Source organism: Thermoanaerobacter uzonensis DSM 18761 (assembly GCF_900129115.1).
GTDB lineage: Bacteria > Bacillota > Thermoanaerobacteria > Thermoanaerobacterales > Thermoanaerobacteraceae > Thermoanaerobacter > Thermoanaerobacter uzonensis.
In genome coordinates, this window is the sequence record NZ_FQUR01000007.1 from 228,253 (window position 1) to 246,317 (window position 18,065).

At 34.2% G+C, this 18,065-nt stretch carries 14 protein-coding genes; all 14 read left to right on the forward strand.

Features of this window, described 5'->3' with window-relative positions; translation table 11 throughout:
- Positions 1 to 322 precede the first annotated feature (322 nt).
- The 14 genes from BUB32_RS02830 to BUB32_RS02895 all read left to right on the forward strand — a co-directional run bounded on the left by BUB32_RS02830 (position 323) and on the right by BUB32_RS02895 (position 18,063).
- A complete protein-coding gene (locus BUB32_RS02830; RefSeq protein ID WP_072967292.1) occupies positions 323 to 2,401 on the forward strand; it encodes a BglG family transcription antiterminator in 2,079 nt (692 codons plus the stop codon).
- A 13-nt stretch (positions 2,402 to 2,414) separates the two neighbouring features.
- Positions 2,415 to 2,654, forward strand: coding sequence for a hypothetical protein (locus BUB32_RS02835; protein ID WP_072967294.1), 240 nt, complete (start codon positions 2,415 to 2,417; stop codon positions 2,652 to 2,654).
- Between the two features lie 27 nt (positions 2,655 to 2,681).
- Positions 2,682 to 3,008, forward strand: a complete 327-nt coding sequence (locus BUB32_RS02840) for a PTS sugar transporter subunit IIB (protein WP_072967296.1) — start codon at positions 2,682 to 2,684, stop codon at positions 3,006 to 3,008.
- Between the two features lie 12 nt (positions 3,009 to 3,020).
- Positions 3,021 to 4,337 carry a PTS sugar transporter subunit IIC gene (locus BUB32_RS02845; RefSeq protein ID WP_072967298.1) on the forward strand — a complete coding sequence of 439 codons (1,317 nt, stop codon included), beginning with the start codon at positions 3,021 to 3,023 and terminating at the stop codon, positions 4,335 to 4,337.
- A 21-nt stretch (positions 4,338 to 4,358) separates the two neighbouring features.
- Positions 4,359 to 4,676, forward strand: coding sequence for a PTS sugar transporter subunit IIA (locus BUB32_RS02850; protein ID WP_003870489.1), 318 nt, complete (start codon positions 4,359 to 4,361; stop codon positions 4,674 to 4,676).
- A gap of 235 nt (positions 4,677 to 4,911) precedes the next feature.
- A complete protein-coding gene (locus tag BUB32_RS02855) occupies positions 4,912 to 5,214 on the forward strand; it encodes a YerC/YecD family TrpR-related protein (protein ID WP_003868774.1) in 303 nt (100 codons plus the stop codon).
- A gap of 37 nt (positions 5,215 to 5,251) precedes the next feature.
- Complete coding sequence (pcrA, locus tag BUB32_RS02860) at positions 5,252 to 7,387, forward strand: DNA helicase PcrA (protein WP_072967300.1); 2,136 nt, start codon at positions 5,252 to 5,254, stop codon at positions 7,385 to 7,387.
- A 17-nt stretch (positions 7,388 to 7,404) separates the two neighbouring features.
- A complete protein-coding gene (gene ligA, locus BUB32_RS02865; protein ID WP_072967302.1) occupies positions 7,405 to 9,393 on the forward strand; it encodes an NAD-dependent DNA ligase LigA in 1,989 nt (662 codons plus the stop codon).
- Between the two features lie 74 nt (positions 9,394 to 9,467).
- Positions 9,468 to 9,755, forward strand: coding sequence for an Asp-tRNA(Asn)/Glu-tRNA(Gln) amidotransferase subunit GatC (gene gatC / locus BUB32_RS02870; RefSeq protein ID WP_072967305.1), 288 nt, complete (start codon positions 9,468 to 9,470; stop codon positions 9,753 to 9,755).
- Between the two features lie 12 nt (positions 9,756 to 9,767).
- The gene (gene gatA / locus BUB32_RS02875) at positions 9,768 to 11,234 is read left to right on the forward strand and encodes an Asp-tRNA(Asn)/Glu-tRNA(Gln) amidotransferase subunit GatA (RefSeq protein ID WP_072967307.1); all 1,467 of its coding nucleotides are present in this window, start codon (positions 9,768 to 9,770) and stop codon (positions 11,232 to 11,234) included.
- Complete coding sequence (gene gatB / locus BUB32_RS02880; RefSeq protein WP_072967308.1) at positions 11,234 to 12,661, forward strand: Asp-tRNA(Asn)/Glu-tRNA(Gln) amidotransferase subunit GatB; 1,428 nt, start codon at positions 11,234 to 11,236, stop codon at positions 12,659 to 12,661. Before gatA ends, gatB begins: the two co-directional genes overlap by 1 nt.
- 511 nt (positions 12,662 to 13,172) lie before the next feature.
- On the forward strand, positions 13,173 to 14,825 hold the full coding sequence (locus BUB32_RS02885) for a peptide ABC transporter substrate-binding protein (RefSeq protein ID WP_072967310.1): 1,653 nt from the start codon (positions 13,173 to 13,175) through the stop codon (positions 14,823 to 14,825).
- 562 nt (positions 14,826 to 15,387) lie between these two features.
- Positions 15,388 to 17,040 carry a peptide ABC transporter substrate-binding protein gene (locus BUB32_RS02890; RefSeq protein WP_072967312.1) on the forward strand — a complete coding sequence of 551 codons (1,653 nt, stop codon included), beginning with the start codon at positions 15,388 to 15,390 and terminating at the stop codon, positions 17,038 to 17,040.
- A 93-nt stretch (positions 17,041 to 17,133) separates the two neighbouring features.
- The gene (locus BUB32_RS02895) at positions 17,134 to 18,063 is read left to right on the forward strand and encodes an ABC transporter permease (protein WP_049684685.1); all 930 of its coding nucleotides are present in this window, start codon (positions 17,134 to 17,136) and stop codon (positions 18,061 to 18,063) included.
- The last annotated feature ends 2 nt before the right edge of the window (positions 18,064 to 18,065 follow it).

Genomic DNA, 18,065 nt, shown 5'->3' on the forward strand with positions numbered 1-18,065 from the left:
GTAACAAAACTTAGCAAGACCAAGGGTGGAGGCAGGGTCGAAGCCAAGGATGGCGGAGGCGGGCACCTTAAGGCATGGATGCCGATTGTGCCCGGTACCCTGCCGGAACCTGAAGGTCGAGCTTTAGTTTTGTCGCTTTGGAACATCGGAGCGACGATGTAAAATATCTCCTTTGTATATTTTTACAATTAAAAATATGACACAATGCTATTGCCAGATGATTTACATCTTTCTCTTGTTAATTTAGCAATTAAGTGTATAATATAGTTGTAAAAAGAGATACTATTATTAAATTAATGTCACAGAAAAGTGATGATGTAAAATGAATAAGCTAAGTGGGCGCCAACTGCAAATTTTAAGAAAAATACTGTCCTCTTCAAATACAAGAATGGACGACATTATGAAAGAATTTGATATAAGCAAAAGGACAGTATACAGAGAAATTGCTTCTATAAATGAATTTGTTAAAAATTACAACTCAAAAATTGTAAATAAAACTGATGGGTTGGTTATAGAAGGCAATGTTGCTGATATTGAGAAGCTAAAGCTAGATATAGTAGGATATCGTTCAGAGTTTGAAACAGAAGAGAGAAGAAAAATGATATTGTCGGAGCTTTTGCAGCTACATGAACCCGTTAAATTAGAGTATTTCAGCAAGAAATTTGGTGTCACCACTTCTACAATAAGTTATGACCTTAAAGAATTAGAAAGGTGGATTATAAAACAAGGATTAACTTTAATAACAAAGCCAGGTTATGGCGTTTATATATCGGGAAGCGAAAACTCTTTTAGAAAAGCTATAGCTAACTTTTTGTATGAGAATTTTGATACTGCAGATTTGATTGATTTCTTAAAAACAGGATATCTCGCAAAAAACAATATTGAAAAAAACATAGATTTGAGGCTTTTAAACTTAATTGACTACGATACTGTCTTGAAAATAGAAAAGGCAATTTTAAAATTAAAATCGCAAATTGACTATGAAATTGTAGAAAGTTCCTATTTAGGCCTTGTTGTTCACCTTGCCTTGGCTATAAAAAGGCTTCAAAATGGTGAAACTATTGAAATGGGGGAAGACAATTTACAGGAACTTAAAAAGACTAACGAATATAAATTTGCTAAAAAGTTAGCTAAATATTTACAAGAAGAATTGAATATACCTATACCTGAAGATGAGATTGGCTATGTGACAATACACCTTATAGGTGCAAAGTACAGGTCAACTACTCAAAATTACAATGACAAAGACATAGAGATTATTGCCCGGGACATGATAAAAGAAGCAGAAAAAATTTTTGATGTCAGTTTTTCAGAAGATGAGTTTTTGGAAGATGGCTTAAAGAGTCATTTAGTTCCCGCGGTGTACAGATTGGAGATGGGACTTGACATAAGAAACCCTTTGTTGGAGGATATAAAAACAAAATATCCTTTGCTTTTTGAAAAAAGCAATAGAGTTTGCGATGTTTTGCGAAAAAAATTAAACATGGATATTCCAGAAGATGAAGTTGGATATATTGCTATGCATTTTGGTGCAGCTTTAGAGAGGAAAAAAGAGGCTTCCCAAAGGTACAACATAATGGTGGTATGTGCTAGTGGTATTGGAACCTCCAGAATGCTGATGTCAAAACTTCAGATGTTTCCACAAATAAACATAGTAGACGTTACTTCCAGTATAAAACTAAAAGATCTAAAAGGAAGAGATGATATAGACTTAATTGTCTCTACAATACCTCTTGACATAAAAGATAAAAAAGTCGTTGTAGTAAATCCCTTGCTTTTAAAGGAAGATGTAGAAAAGCTAAAAAAAGCATTAAATACGGACTTTATTATGGAATATGGAATAAAAAAAGAAGAAGGCAATTTTAAAAAAGAGGCTTTACACATAGCCAATTATGGAAAGAGAATTTTGGAGTTATGCGATACCATAACCTATATGACTGTAAAAGGTGAAAAGTCTACTCAAATAATAGAATATATTCTTAAGAATTTGATAGATAAAAGTTTAATAAGTGAAAATCAAAAGGAGCAAATAAAAGAAAGACTTTTAAAAAGAGAAAGCTTAGGTAAAATAGTATTACCAAACAAAGGATTTGTCATATATCATTGTACAATTGAAAATATAGATTTTCCATTAGTAGTTGTAGGGAAAGTTATAGAGGAAGTAAAAATGAAAAATCTTGTAGGAGATTATGAAAAGATAAGGACAGCTTTTTTAATGGTAGCACCAGAAGGTGATAGAGAAGGAATTGAAGTTTTGGGAGATTTAAGCGTGTCTTTAATTGAAAGAGAAGGTTTGGTGAATACTCTTAACGAAGCACAGTCCCAAAAGGAGGTCAAAGAAAAAATAAAAGAAGTGTTATTGAAAAAATTTTATGAAGAAATAAAAAGGATAATTACTTAGGAGAGGATCAAAAATGTTTAGCATATCGAGAGTTCAAAGAAAAATATTTTATTTGCTTTTGGGGGTAGTATGGTTTTCTACAGGATTTTATGCCATGTTTCATAATAGCTTCCTTAATGGCTTAAAAATAATGGCTTTTGGAAGTACCTTTATGTTAATAGTGTTTGCAATTCAGACTTATGTCATAAAAATGATACAACTTTATGATAGCAACCTACAAAAACAACATAAAAAGCTTAAAAAGAAAAAATGAAATAATCTTTGAAAGGAGGTGTTAAAAATGGCAATAAGAGGAGTAATACTCTGCAGCTGGGGAGCGACTTCCAGTGCACTTGCTAAGAAAGTAACAGATGAAGCTAAAAAGCAAGGATTGGATGTTATAGTAGATGCTGGCGGAACAGGAGAGTTTAAAAAGAAGGCAGAGGAATATGATGTAGCGTTATTAGAACCGCAAGTAAGACATCTCAAAAAAGAAATTGAATCAATCGCTTCTAAATACAATATACCTGTTGATATAGTCGATATGCAGGCTTTCGCTATTATGGATGGCAAAAAAATATTAAATCAAATAATTGAGCTTGCTAAAAAAAGTGGAAAAGAAGTTTAAGGAGGGAATAGTATGAATGATAGGCTTTCAAACAATTGGTTTATGAAGTGGATGGAAGAATCTTTAATGCCAGTTCTTGCCCGTATAGCGCAAAATGTGTATTTGCAGTCAATTAGAGATGCATTTTCAAGCTTTGCTTTGCCTGTGATTTTGACTGGTGCGCTTTTCTTGATTATAGCAAATCCACCAGAGGGAATTAATTGGGCGCCTATACATGCATGGGCAAGAGCAGTAAAACCTATTGCAGCTCAAATCATGATACCTTTCCAACTTACTTTTGGAATAATGGCTATGATGGTAGCCTTTGGTACAGCTTATAGCCTTGCTACACGATGGGACCTCGACGAGACGATGACAGGCATTATTTCAATGTTGGCGTTTTTTATAACAAGCTTTCCTGCGACAGATGTGACAAAAGTTGCTTTTGGAGATGTACTAAATTATCTCGGCGGTCAAGGCTTGTTTGTAGCAATAATAATAGGCATAATTACGGCAATAGTTGTGAGATTCTTTAACAAAAGTGGTTTGGTAATAAAAATGCCTGAAGGTGTACCACCTTATGTGGTAAGAAGCTTCTTAGCATTAGTCCCTATGTTTGTAATGATAGTATCAGCGTGGATTGTAGAATGGATTGTATGGACAAACTTCCACATAACATTGCCACAATTGGTACTTGACTTATTTAAGCCCCTTGTTGCTGCATCAAATAGTTATCCTGCAGCTTTAGCTGAAATAATACTCATGATGCTTTTGTGGTCATTAGGAATTCACGGTATGAATGTTGTTTCTTCAATTGCTTATCCTTTCTGGATGACTCAATTAGCTGCAAATGCAGCGGCTGCAGCAAAAGGACTGCCTTTACCAGGTATTGTAACTGAACCTTTCTTCCATGTGTTTACCCACTTAGGCGGTTCAGGTACTACATGGCCTTTGACAATAATGTTTTTACTTTCTGCTTCTGCACAACTTAGGACCATTGGAAGAGCTGAGCTTATACCTGCAATATTTAATATAAACGAACCATTGATTTTTGGTGCTCCTATTGTGTTAAATCCAATACTCATTATTCCGTTTATATTAGCTCCAGCAGCTGTTGTAACAATAAATTACTTTGCTTTTGCTGTAAACTTAGTACCAAGACCTTTGATACAATTGCCTTTTACAGTTCCAGTTTTTATAAGCGGATTTTTATCTTCCGGTGGCCATTGGCAAGGAGCTTTGTTGCAGCTGGTAAATTTAATTGTAACAGCGATTATATACTATCCCTTCTTTAAAATGTATGAAGCTCAACTTTTAAAGAACGAAAAAGGAGTAAAAGACCAAGAATGATTTGTGATGGGAGTGAAACTAATGGACTTAGAACAAATAATATACAATTTAGTATTGCATGGAGGAAATGCAAGAGCGGAAGCTTATGAAGCATTGGATGCAGCCGAAAGAGGAGACTTTGAAGAAGCTGAGAAGCATCTTGAAAAAGCAGATGAAGAGTTTTATGAAGGGCACAAATACCAAAATATGCTGACACAAGGAGAGCAAAGTGAAGCTCCTAATTTCTTAGTAATTCACGCTCAAGACCAGCTTATGACAGCTCTTGCTGAAAAAAACTTAATAAAAAGAATGATTGAACTCTATAAAAGAGTCAATCAATTAGAAAAAAGGCAAAAATAGGCGATTCCATACTACCCGGAGAAAAACCGGGTAGTATTTTTATAATAATTATATCGCCTTTTTTCTTTTTTGTCATTATGATCTGAAACTTTAAAAGGCATTTGTCTATAGGAACAACTACAAATCTATTTTGAATACGTTATAAAAAATCGCTTTAAAGTATTGAATTGTTTTTTAATATTTATTACAATATATTTGTAAACAATTTAATTATTTTGTTGAGTGAGGGATAATTATGTATGAATCTAAAATTAAAGATGAACTTGTTGACCAGTTATTTGAGGCTATTTTAAAACTTAAAAACATAGAGGAATGTTACAGGTTTTTTGAAGATATTGCTACAATAAATGAAATAAAGGCATTAGCGCAGAGATTGGAAGTTGCAAAAATGCTTCGCCAAAAGAAGACTTACATAGAAATTGCAGAAAAGACAGGAGCAAGTACTGCTACCATAAGCAGAGTAAATAGGGCATTGAATTATGGAGCAAATGGATATAAAATTATATTAGATAGATTAGAAACAGAATCCCGGGATTAAAACCGGGCTTTTTTAAGACTAAATTGGAGTGAAAAAAATGAACAACATATTAGGTAACCTCAACGACAAACAAAGAGAAGCAGTTATGACTACAGAAGGACCTCTTTTGATATTAGCGGGAGCTGGAAGCGGCAAGACTCGCGTCCTAACTCATAGAATTGCTTATCTTATAAAAGAAAAAAAAGTATCCCCTTCTAACATACTGGCTATCACTTTTACAAATAAAGCGGCAGAAGAAATGAAAACAAGAGTAGAAGATTTATTAGGTTATATAGGTGATCTATGGGTATCTACTTTCCATTCTGCCTGTGTGAGAATTTTAAGGCGAGATATTGACAAAATAGGCTATGACAGAAATTTCGTCATATTTGATACTACTGACCAAAAGGCTTTAATACAGGAATGCCTTAAAGAGCTAAATTTAAGTGAAAAACAGTATCCTGTGAAAACTGTCTTAAATGCTATTTCTTCTGCAAAGGATAAAATGGTAACTCCTGAAGAGTATATTTATGTTTTTGGAAATGAGTATAGAAGTAAGAAAATAAGTGAAATATACAAATTATATCAAAAAAAGTTAAAGAAAAACAATGCCCTTGATTTTGATGACATAATTATAAAAACTATTGAACTTTTTAAGGAAAGTTCCGAAGTTTTAGACTTTTACCAGAGAAAATTTAAATACATAATGGTAGACGAATATCAAGATACAAATACTCCTCAATACCATTTTGTGAATATGTTAGCCCAGAAATACAGAAACTTATGTGTGGTTGGCGATGATGACCAAAGCATATATGGTTGGAGAGGGGCAGATGTAAAAAACATATTAAACTTTGAGAAGGATTATCCTGAGGCTAAAGTTATAAAATTAGAGCAAAACTATCGTTCTACCAAAACAATATTGGAAGCAGCCAATTATGTCATAGATAATAATATAAGAAGGAAGAAAAAGACTTTATGGACAAATAATGAAGAAGGAGAAAGGATAATTCTCTGTGAATTAGAGAATGAGAGGGAAGAGGCGGAATTTGTTATACAGGAAATAATCAACTTAAAAGAAAGAGAAAATAGAAGCTTTAGGGATTTTGCTATTTTATATAGGACAAATGCCCAGTCCCGTGCTTTTGAGGAAGCTTTGATGAGGGTGCGAATTCCTTACAAAGTGGTCGGAGCTTTAAGGTTTTACGACAGAAAAGAAATAAAAGACATTATTGCCTATTTGCGTATACTTGTAAATCCTTATGATGACATATCTTTTAAAAGGATAATAAATGTTCCAAGAAGAGGTATTGGGGCTGCAACCATTGAAGCATTAGAGGCTACAGCTTTGGAGAAAGACACCAGTCTTTTTTTCGCAATAGATGATGTAAAAGTAAGCCAAAGGACTAAAAATAGCCTTTTAGAATTTAAGGAGTTTATTTTAGAATTAATTGATAAAAAAGATACAATGACTGTCAGTGAAATAATTAAATACATTTTAGAAGAGACTGGATATATAGATGAGTTAGAAAAAGAAGAATCAGAGCAAGCAGAGGGAAGAATAGAAAACCTAAATGAGTTTTTAAATGCGGCTTATGAATTTGAAGAGTCTTCAGAGGACAAATCTTTAGAAGCATTTTTGTCCGGCATAACATTGGTTTCTGATATTGACTTGGCTGGAGAAATTGGAGAAAGCGTTGTTCTCATGACTTTACATTCTGCAAAAGGATTAGAGTTTCCAGTAGTCTTTATGGTAGGTATGGAAGAAGGGGTATTTCCTTCTTTTAAGTCATTTACAGATGAATATGAATTAGAAGAGGAAAGACGGCTTTGTTATGTTGGCATTACGAGGTCTAAAGAAAAACTTTATTTGACCTATGCGAGGAGGAGGAATTTATACGGCAAATCTCAGTACAGCTCCTATTCCCGTTTTATAAGCGAAATACCTGAGAGGTTTTTAGTAAGATACCATGAGTTATCAAAGCCAAGAGAAGAGTATAGGCCTGTATCTAGCTATGTAGAAAGGGAAACTTATGAAAAGGCTCAATATAATTTAGGAGATAAAGTGGAGCATAAAATATGGGGGATAGGTACTGTAGTAAAAGTAGAAGGAGAAGAGATTACAGTTGCCTTTCCAAATCTGGGTATAAAAAAGTTAGACTTAAAATTTGCTCCTATTAAAGCTATTTCTTAAGTTGTGGAGGTTGGATTATGGAGCCAAAAGAAAGGATAAAGGAATTGAGAGAAAAAATAAATTATCACAATTATAGATATTACGTTTTGGACCAACCAGAGATTTCAGACTATGAGTACGACATGCTGATGAGAGAACTTATAGAATTAGAAGAAAAATATCCAGAGCTTAAAACTCCAGACTCTCCATCCCAAAGGATAGGAGGGGAACCTTTAAAAGAATTTCAGCCTTTTACCCATGTAGTTCCAATGTTAAGTTTGGCTAATGCTTTTTCTGAAGGGGAACTTAGAGACTTTGACAGAAGAGTAAAAGAGGTAGTGGGGGATGTGGAGTACGTAGTAGAATTAAAAATTGATGGCTTATCTGTGGAACTAATTTATGAAAATGGCATATTTACTGTAGGTTCTACAAGAGGAGACGGGATCGTAGGAGAAAATGTCACACAAAATTTAAAGACTATAAAGTCAATTCCTTTAAGGCTTAAGGATGATGTGAGCCTTGTTGTAAGAGGAGAAGTCTTCATGCCCCGCACTTCTTTTGAAAAATTAAATGAGGAGAGAGAAAAATTAGGGGAAAGCCTTTTTGCTAATCCAAGAAATGCTGCAGCAGGTTCTTTAAGGCAATTAGATCCTAAAGTGACGGCGAAAAGAGATTTAGACATTTTTATTTTTAACCTTCAGAAGATTGAGGGTAAAAAATTTAAAACTCACATAGAGACATTAGAATTTTTGAAAGAACAAGGATTTAAAGTAATACCAATTCATAAAAAATGTAGCAATATAGATGAAGTAATAAAAGAAATAGAAGAGATAAGAAACTTACGAGATAAGCTGCCTTATGACATTGATGGAGCGGTTGTAAAAGTAAATGACCTTGAAAAGAGAGAAATTTTAGGACAGACTGCCAAAGACCCCAGGTGGGCTATTGCTTTTAAATATCCTGCAGAGAGGAAAAAGACAAAAGTCTTGGATATAATAGTTCAAGTAGGAAGAACTGGAGCTCTTACACCTACAGCTATATTAGAGCCTGTAACTATTTCAGGTTCAGTTGTGAGCCGAGCTACACTTCATAATGAAGATTACATAAAAGAGAAAGACATAAGGATAGGAGATACGGTAATAGTTCAAAAAGCGGGAGAAATCATTCCCGAAGTAGTGGAAGTGGTAAAAGAAGAGAGGACTGGACAAGAAAGAGAGTTTGTAATGCCAGATAGATGCCCTGAATGTGGTGCTTTAGCTGTGAGGCTTCCGGGGGAGGCTATAAGGCGTTGCACAGGTCTAAATTGTCCTGCACAGCTTCTAAGAGGCATTATCCACTTTGCTTCAAAAGATGCAATGGATATAGAAGGATTGGGGCCAGCTATAATAAATCAGCTTTTGTCAAAAGGTCTAATTCACAACATAGCAGATTTGTACTATCTTAAATACGAAGATTTAATACAATTAGAAAGAATGGGGAACAAATCTGTTAAAAATTTATTAAATGCTATTGAAGAAAGCAAAACAAGAGATTTAGATAGATTGCTCTTTGGCTTGGGTATAGATTTAATAGGCAGTAAAGCTGCCCAAGTGATTGCTGAGCATTTTAAGACAATGGACAATATCGTGAAGGCAAAATTTGAAGACTTTACACAGTTGCCTGACATAGGACCTAAGATGGCAAGAAGCATAGTTACCTTTTTTGCCGAAAAACAAAATTTAGAGATAATTGAAAAACTTAAAAATGCTGGAGTAAACATGAAAAAGCTTTCAAAAGGAAAAGTAAGCAACATATTTGAAGGTAAAACTTTCGTTTTGACAGGAGCGTTGGAAAATTACACGAGAGAAGAAGCTACCAGAATGATTGAAGAAAGAGGTGGAAAAGTTACAAATTCAGTAAGTAAAAAAACAGACTATGTATTAGTAGGTAAAGATCCTGGTTCTAAACTTAAAAAAGCCCAAGAATTAGGAATAAAGATAATTGATGAAAAGCAATTTGAAGAAATGCTAAAAGGTGAAAATATTTAAAAACTCTATCCTTCAAAAAATATGTTTTTGTGGTAAACTATAAGATGTGAATAATAAAGGAAAGGTGTGGTAACATGGCTATTAGTAGGAGCGAAGTTGAGCATGTGGCTAAACTGGCCCGCCTCAAATTTTCGCAAGAGGAAATAGAAGAGTTTACAGTGCAACTGAGTAAAATTATCGACTATGTAAACAAATTAAACGAATTGGACACTGAAAATGTAGAGCCTACAGCTCATATAGTGCCAATCCATAATGTATTTAGAGAAGACGAAGCAAAGCCTTCAATGGACAGAGACAAAATATTGATGAATGCACCTTATAAAGAGAACGGCTGTTTTAAAGTGCCAAAGATTATAGAATGAGGAGGTACATAAATGGAATTATATAGTTTGACAATTCACGAACTTAGAGAACTTCTCAAAAAGAGAGAAATCAGCGCTTTGGAAGTGACAAAATCCTATCTTGAAAGAATAAAAGAAGTAGAACCTAAAATAGATGCTCTTGTTACAATTACAGAGGATTTTGCCTTGCAAAAAGCAAAAGAGGCAGATGAGAAAATCAAAAAGGGAGAGGGCACGGCCCTTACAGGCATTCCTGTCATAATAAAGGACAACATTTCTACTGAGGGAATAAAAACCACTTGTTCTTCTAAGATGCTAGAAAACTATATTCCTCCCTATAATGCTACAGTAGTGGAAAAATTACTAGAAGAAGGAGTGATAATTTTAGGAAAATCTAATTTAGACGAATTTGCAATGGGGTCTTCTACAGAAAATTCCGCTTTTAAAACTACAAAAAATCCTTGGGACTTATCCCGTGTTCCAGGAGGGTCTTCTGGTGGTTCTGCAGCAGCTATAGCGGCAGACGAGGCGGCTTTTGCTTTGGGTTCAGATACAGGTGGTTCTATAAGACAACCAGCTTCTTTATGCGGTGTAGTAGGGATGAAACCTACTTATGGATTGGTGTCAAGATATGGCCTTGTAGCTTTTGCCTCTTCCCTTGACCAGATTGGGCCCTTTACAAAAGATGTTACAGACTGTGCGATTGTATTAAATACAATTATAGGGCATGACCCAAAAGACTCTACTTCTTTAAAAATAGACAAGCCTGATTACACTTCTTATCTCAAAGAAGACATTAAGGGTTTGAGGATAGGAGTGGCTAAAGAATTTTTTGGCGAGGGAATAGAAGAAGGGGTAAAAGAAACTGTACAAGAATCCATAAAAGTTTTACAGGATTTAGGAGCAGAAATCATAGATATATCTATTCCTTATGTAGAATATGCTCTTCCAGCTTATTATATAATCGCTTCAGCAGAGGCTAGTTCCAACCTTGCACGGTATGATGGCATAAGATACGGCCATATTGCAGAAAAATATGAAGATTTGATTGACATGTACATGGTTACGAGAAGCGAAGGATTTGGCAAAGAAGTAAAGAGAAGGATAATGCTAGGGACTTATGCTTTAAGCTCTGGTTATTATGATGCTTATTACAAAAAAGCATTAAAGGTCAGAACTCTCATTAAAAATGACTTTGAAAAAGCTTTTGAAAAATGCGATGTAATAATAGGTCCAACAAGTCCTACTGTAGCTTTTAAAATTGGAGAAAGGGCAAACGACCCGTTAGCCATGTACTTAGCAGATATATACACTGTATCGGTTAACATAGCGGGGCTCCCTGGCATATCCATACCTTGTGGTCTTTCAGATGGCTTACCTGTTGGACTTCAGATAATTGGCAGACATTTTGACGAAGGGAAAATATTAAATGTCGCTTATGCCTTTGAACAAGCTAACAAATTTAATGCTAAACCACAGGCCATAGGAGGTGCAAGATAATGAAGTACGAAGCAGTGATTGGCTTAGAGGTCCATGCCGAACTTTTGACAGAGAGCAAAATCTTTTGTAGTTGTACTACCAAATTTGGCGGTGAACCTAATACCCACGTATGTCCGGTATGTCTTGGACTTCCCGGCACTTTACCAGTTTTAAATAAAAAAGTTGTAGAATATGCTGTAAGAGCGGGACTTGCTTTAAACTGCACAATTGCAAACTTCAGCAAGATGGACAGAAAAAACTACTTTTATCCTGACTTACCCAAAGCTTATCAGATTTCTCAATATGACCTTCCCTTGTGCAGCAACGGGTATGTAGAAATTGAAGTAGATGGTAAGGTGAAGAAAATAGGAATAAAGAGGATACACATTGAAGAAGATGCTGGAAAGTTGCTACATGAAAATACAGATGGTTCTTTAGTAGATTACAACCGTGCAGGAGTGCCTCTCATTGAAATAGTTTCTGAACCAGATATGTCTACACCTGAAGAAGCTTATCAATACTTAACAAAATTAAAGAGCATTTTAGAGTATACCGAAGTTTCTGACTGCAAAATGCAGGAAGGTTCTTTAAGAGTTGATACAAATGTGTCTGTGAGGCCTGTGGGAAGTACTGAATTAGGGACAAAAATAGAGCTTAAAAATTTAAACTCTTTTAAAGCCGTTCAAAAGGCGTTGGAATATGAAATAAAAAGACAGATAAAAGTCTTAGAAGAAGGCGGAACAATAGTACAAGAGACAAGAAGATGGAATGAATCGAAAGGAATTACTGAGCCTATGAGGACAAAAGAGGAAGCTCATGACTACAGATATTTCCCTGAACCAGATTTAGTTCCAATAATTGTAACAGATGAGTGGAAAGAAGAGATTAGAAAGTCTTTGCCTGAAATGCCACACCACAAAAGAGAAAGATTTATTGCTGAGTACGGTTTGCCTGAATATGATGCTAAAATTATAACTTCTTCAAAGAAAATGGCCGACTTTTTTGAAAAGTGCGTTCTCGAATATGATTCTCCAAAGACTGTAAGCAATTGGCTTATGGGAGAATTTTCTCGCCTCATGAATGAGACAGGAAAAGAAATAGACGAAGTACCAGTAACACCGCAAATGTTAGTAAAGTTGCTTAAATTGATTGATAATGGCGTGATAAGCGGATCCATTGCTAAAACTGTTTTTGAAGAGATGTTTGGTACAGGAAAAGAGCCGGAGGTAATAGTAGAAGAAAAAGGATTGAAACAGATAGCTAATGAGAATGAATTAAGAGAAATTATCAAAAAAGTTATAGCAGAAAATCCTAAATCAGTAGAGGATTACAAAAACGGCAAAGAGAAAGCAATGGGATTTTTAGTAGGGCAAGTTATGAAGGCGACAAAAGGAAAAGCAAATCCTCAGCTTACTAATCAAATCTTAAAAGAAGAATTGTCAAAGTAATAACTAGTAATTATTAATCAAAAAGCAGCATACATTATATATTGTACGCTGCTTTTTTGTTTTATTCGCAAAATAGTGACAATTACAATTGTATTTTATTACTTAAACATTTTTCACTGAATTCATAAAATAATCTTGTATATGTAAACGCTTGATGATATAATTATAAACAAATTAAACAAACGCTATATTTTAGGATTCATGCTATTTATTAGTTCTTCAGAGTGAAAAACAAATTTAATATACTTTGAATAGCTTATAAATTTCCAGTCAAAATAGTAAATAATCAGATAATAGTTTATTCTTTTGCATTTGCAATTACAATAATAAAAAATTTATAAAATTTAAGCAGGAATTTTGTATATTTTATCTAATATATAATTTATAGATAAGATTTTTAATTTAAATTTTGCTGAAAATTTCTCAAATACTAGCTGGGGGTGAGAGATGGTTTATAAATAATGAAAGTTCAAAAAAAGATAAATTTGTTAACAAGAGGGAGGCTTTTTTAATGAAAAGTAAAAAACTTTTAGTGTTGGGGATTGCTATTTTATTTGTTTTGTCAGTACTTTTTTCTGGTTGTTCAAAACAACAAACTGCTCCGAGTGAAAATACATTGCAAACCAAATCTCGGGATGAACAGGTTTTGAACGTCAACCTTGGGGAAGAGCCACCTATGCTTGACCCACAAAAATCGACGGATACGGTTTCGTTTGACGTATTGAATGCTACACTTGAAGGATTGGTGAGATTAAATAAAGAAGGCAAAGTTGAAAAAGGCTCAGGTTTAGCAAAGGACTGGGAAATATCACCTGATGGATTAAAGTATACTTTCCATTTGAGAGATGCTAAATGGAGTGATGGTACTCCTATTACTGCTTATGACTTTGAATACGCGTGGAAGAGAGCACTTGCTCCAGAAACTGCTTCCCAATATGCTTATATGCTTTACTATCTCAAAAATGCCGAGGCTTATAACAGTGGTAAAGCAAAGGCTGAAGATGTTGGAGTAAAAGCGCTTGATGATAAAACTCTTGAAGTTACGCTTGAAAAGCCAGCACCGCAATTTTTGGGATTGACATCTTTTATCACATATTTGCCAGCGCAAAAAGCTGCTGTGGAAAAGTATGGAGACAAATATGGCTCTTCACCTGATACAATGGTTTATTCTGGGCCTTTTATGATTAAAGAATGGAATCATGAGCAAAACATGGTACTTGTCAAAAACCCAAACTATTGGGACAAAGACAATGTAAAACTTGAGAAAATAAACATGGACATGGTAAAAGACGATAACACAGTAATTCAAAACTATGAAGCAGGTCAATATGATGCTATAGGTGTACCAGGGCAATATATCGACAAGTACAAAAACGATCCGAATTTTCATCAAATGGCAATGGCTATAACATGGTATTTACAGTTCAATAATAAGAGCAAAATATTCTCAAATGTTAACATGAGAAAAGCCTTCACATATGCAGTAGATAGAAAAGCTTTTGTTGATAACATTTTAAAGAATGGTTCAATACCTGCTCTTTCATTTGTTCCACCAGGAATACCAGGTGAAAAAGATGAGTTTAGAAAAGAAGGCGGAGACTTTTTTAAAGACAATGACGTAGCTACAGCAAAAGAACTTCTTGCAAAGGGAATGAAAGAATTGGGGATAACTCAACTTCCAAAGATAAAATTTGTAGGTGGCGATAGTGATGCTGCTAAGAAGCATACACAGGCATTGCAAGAATTCTGGAACAAAAACTTGGGTGTAAGTGTTGATATTGTAAATGTTGCTTTTAAGGTGAGACTTGATATGATGGACAAAGGAGATTATGACATAGTATATGCTGGGTGGGGAGCTGACTATAACGATCCGATGACATTTATGGACCTTTGGGTAACAGGTGGTGGAAATAACACAGCTTTCTACAGCAATCCAAAATACGATGAACTTATAAAGAAGGCTAACTCTACAAATGATAATTCAGAGAGAATGCAAGCAATGCACGAAGCAGAAAAGATATTAATGGAAGACATGCCAATTGGTCCTCTCTACTTCGCAGGAAGAGCATACCTGCAAAGACCATACGTAAAAGACTGGGTAAGGTTCCCAGTTGGTGTGGACAATGAATGGAAGTGGACATATATAGAGGGGAAAAACAAATAAAGAAAATATAATTTGCGAAAAAATTTAAAACGACCAGGTCTTAAAAGACCTGGTCGTTTTAAATAAAAATAAAATTCAAATATTTTATATAATTTGACTTTTAACATAATTACACAAAAAGTTTAATATATACAAATAATTTGCTTGATTTAAAAAAAATTAAGATGGATAATAATTAAGGCGGGAAGAAAGTAAATTTAACTATATAAAACTCTAATCTGATAAAGTAATATATAAATGTTAATTATTTATAAAAATTTAAGTTTTGATATAATGCTTAATAAAAAATTTTAAATGTTAAATAAAAAATTGAAGGATTTTTTGAACTTTTGTCTAATTATATAATATATAAAGAAAAGCTTTTCCTGAGTGTTTAAATTTGTATATTGATTATCATTGCTAAATGATATAAAATGTATATATCATTTATAAACAGCATACAATCTTCAATTATCCACTTCACTAAGGAGGTGAAGTTAAAGAGAAATAAAAGCGTTTTTTATATTTTTGGGGGGTCAAGTTGATTTAAATTTTATTTTATAGAAAATAGGAGGAGATGTAAATGTTAAAACACAAACGACTTCTAGTAACATTGCTTTCTCTAGTATTAATCTTAAGTGCATTACTAGCAGGTTGCAGTGGTCAAGGTAAAACTGCTACAAACACGACTTCTGCAAATAATCAGAGTGAGCAGGTTTTGAATTTAAATTTAGGCGATGAACCGCCAACACTGGATCCTCAAAAGGCTACAGATGAAGTTTCTATTACAATTTTAAATGACGTGCTAGAAGGGCTTGTAAGATATAATAAAGATGGGAAGATTGAGAAGGGCTCAGGTCTTGCAAAAGATTGGAAAATATCAGATGACGGGCTTACCTATACTTTCTACTTGAGAGATGCTAAATGGAGTGACGGCAATCCTATAACAGCTTATGACTTTGAATATGCGTGGAAAAGGGCTCTTGACCCTAATACTGCTTCTCAATATGCTTATCAGTTGTATTATATTAAGGGGGCAGAAGAATATAACTCTGGCAAAGGCAGTGCTGACCAAGTAGGGGTTAAGGCTTTGGACGATAAGACTTTACAAGTTACTTTGAAAGCACCAGCGCCTCAATTTTTAGGATTAACTTCTTTTGTCACTTATATGCCTCTTGAAAAATCAATATATGAAAAATATGGAGATAAAGTTGGTTCTGATCCTAACACGATGGTATACAGTGGGCCATTCATAGTAAAAGAATGGAACCATGAACAAAACATTGTCCTTGAGAAAAACCCATATTATTGGGATAAAGATAATGTAAAACTTCAAACAATTAATTTTACGATGATAAAAGATAATAACTCTCTGGTGCAAAACTATGATACAGGAGCGCTTGATTCTATCTTTATTCCTGGAGATTATATAGACAAATATAAAGATTCACCTGAATATCACAACTATGCACTTGCGACTGTTTGGTATTTGCAATTTAATAATAAAGATAAAATATTTAAAAATGCTAATATAAGAAAAGCATTTACTCTGGCAATAAATAGAGACCTTTTTGTAAAAGAAGTTGCCAAAAATGGTTCTATACCAGCAGAAGCCATAGTTCCTCCTGGAATTCCTGGCTACAACGGAGATTTTAGGAGTGAAGCTGGGCAAGGTTATTTCAAAGACAATGATGTGGCACAAGCAAAAGAATACTTGCAAAAAGGCTTACAAGAGCTTAGCCTTAGTAAACTACCTAGTATAAAATTCTTAACGGGGGATACAGATACTGCTAAAAAATACGCTGTAGCTTTACAACAAATGTGGAATCAAGCTCTTGGAGTACAGGTTGAAATTCAAAGCGTAGCTTTTAAAGTAAGGCTTGACATGATGGACAAAGGAGATTATCAAATAGTTCTTGCTGGTTGGGGTGCTGACTACAATGACCCAATGACCTTCCTTGATATGTGGGAAACAAACAACGGAAATAACACAGCTTTCTACAGCAACCCAAATTATGATAAACTTATAGAAAAAGCAAAAGTAAATGGCGACTTAAAAGCAAGAAATGAAGAAATGATTCAAGCAGAAAAAATCTTAATGGAAGATATGCCAATTGGTCCATTGTGGTTCCAAGCAAGAGCGTATGTTGTAAAACCATATGTAAAAGACTTATACTTCCCAACATTTGGACCTGATTGGGAAATGAAATGGACTTACATTGAAGGTAAAAAATAAAAAGGAATAAAATAAATAATAACGCGAATATATATGGCATAGGCCATATATATTCGCTGCATTTACATCAAACGCCATTGGAGGTGTAGGAATTTGTTAAGATATACTTTAGAGCGAACGCTATATATGCTTATAACTTTATGGGTCATTGTCACTTTGACGTTTTTCTTAATGCACATGATTCCTGGCGATCCTTTTACAAGTGAAAAAAGGGTTCCGGAACAAATAAGGCAAAACATGTTGGCTAAATATCATCTTGATAAGCCTTTAATTGTGCAATACGGATATTATCTAAGAAATTTACTACATGGTGATTTGGGCATTTCATTAAAATATTTAAACAGAACTGTAAATGAAATCATAGCAAACGGTTTTCCGGCTTCTTTTCAGATAGGAATGCAATCAATAATAATAGGAGTATTTTTAGGATTGATTCTTGGAATTGTGGCGGCATTAAACAGAAATGGTTTTTGGGATTATGTTTCAATGATTTTGGCGATTATAGGAAGGTCTGTTCCTAATTTTATAATTGCTACATTATTGCAGTATTGGATAGCATCAAAACTAAGATGGCTTCCTGTGTCAGGATGGGGAACTTTTGCTCATACTATACTTCCATCGGTAGCTTTGTCTTTTGCTTCATTATCAATAATTTCTCGTTTAATGAGAGCAAGCATGCTTGATGTAATTGGACAGGACTATATAAAGACTGCTAAATCAAAAGGACTTTCTTCTTTTGAGATTGTTTGGAGACATATGATAAGAAATGCTATTTTACCAATAATAACTGTATTAGGACCATTGATTGCGGGAATTGTGACTGGTACTTTTGTCATTGAAAGAATATTTGGAATTCCTGGGCTTGGCAAATATTTTGTTCAGAGTATATATAACAATGATTATACCATGATACTTGGAACAACTATTTTCTATAGCGTTATACTTGTATTTATGATGTTCCTTGTTGATATAACATATGGCTTCATAGATCCAAGAATAAGGCTCTCTAAAGGGGGTAAATAATT

Coding starts and splice junctions, on each gene's coding strand:
- gatA (WP_072967307.1), top strand. CDS start 9,768: ATGGAATTATATAGTTTGACAATTCACGAACTTAGAGAACTTCTCAAA.
- BUB32_RS02885 (WP_072967310.1), top strand. CDS start 13,173: ATGAAAAGTAAAAAACTTTTAGTGTTGGGGATTGCTATTTTATTTGTT.
- gatB (WP_072967308.1), top strand. CDS start 11,234: ATGAAGTACGAAGCAGTGATTGGCTTAGAGGTCCATGCCGAACTTTTG.
- BUB32_RS02855 (WP_003868774.1), top strand. CDS start 4,912: ATGTATGAATCTAAAATTAAAGATGAACTTGTTGACCAGTTATTTGAG.
- BUB32_RS02835 (WP_072967294.1), top strand. CDS start 2,415: ATGTTTAGCATATCGAGAGTTCAAAGAAAAATATTTTATTTGCTTTTG.
- BUB32_RS02830 (WP_072967292.1), top strand. CDS start 323: ATGAATAAGCTAAGTGGGCGCCAACTGCAAATTTTAAGAAAAATACTG.
- BUB32_RS02850 (WP_003870489.1), top strand. CDS start 4,359: ATGGACTTAGAACAAATAATATACAATTTAGTATTGCATGGAGGAAAT.
- gatC (WP_072967305.1), top strand. CDS start 9,468: ATGGCTATTAGTAGGAGCGAAGTTGAGCATGTGGCTAAACTGGCCCGC.
- ligA (WP_072967302.1), top strand. CDS start 7,405: ATGGAGCCAAAAGAAAGGATAAAGGAATTGAGAGAAAAAATAAATTAT.
- pcrA (WP_072967300.1), top strand. CDS start 5,252: ATGAACAACATATTAGGTAACCTCAACGACAAACAAAGAGAAGCAGTT.
- BUB32_RS02845 (WP_072967298.1), top strand. CDS start 3,021: ATGAATGATAGGCTTTCAAACAATTGGTTTATGAAGTGGATGGAAGAA.
- BUB32_RS02840 (WP_072967296.1), top strand. CDS start 2,682: ATGGCAATAAGAGGAGTAATACTCTGCAGCTGGGGAGCGACTTCCAGT.
- BUB32_RS02890 (WP_072967312.1), top strand. CDS start 15,388: ATGTTAAAACACAAACGACTTCTAGTAACATTGCTTTCTCTAGTATTA.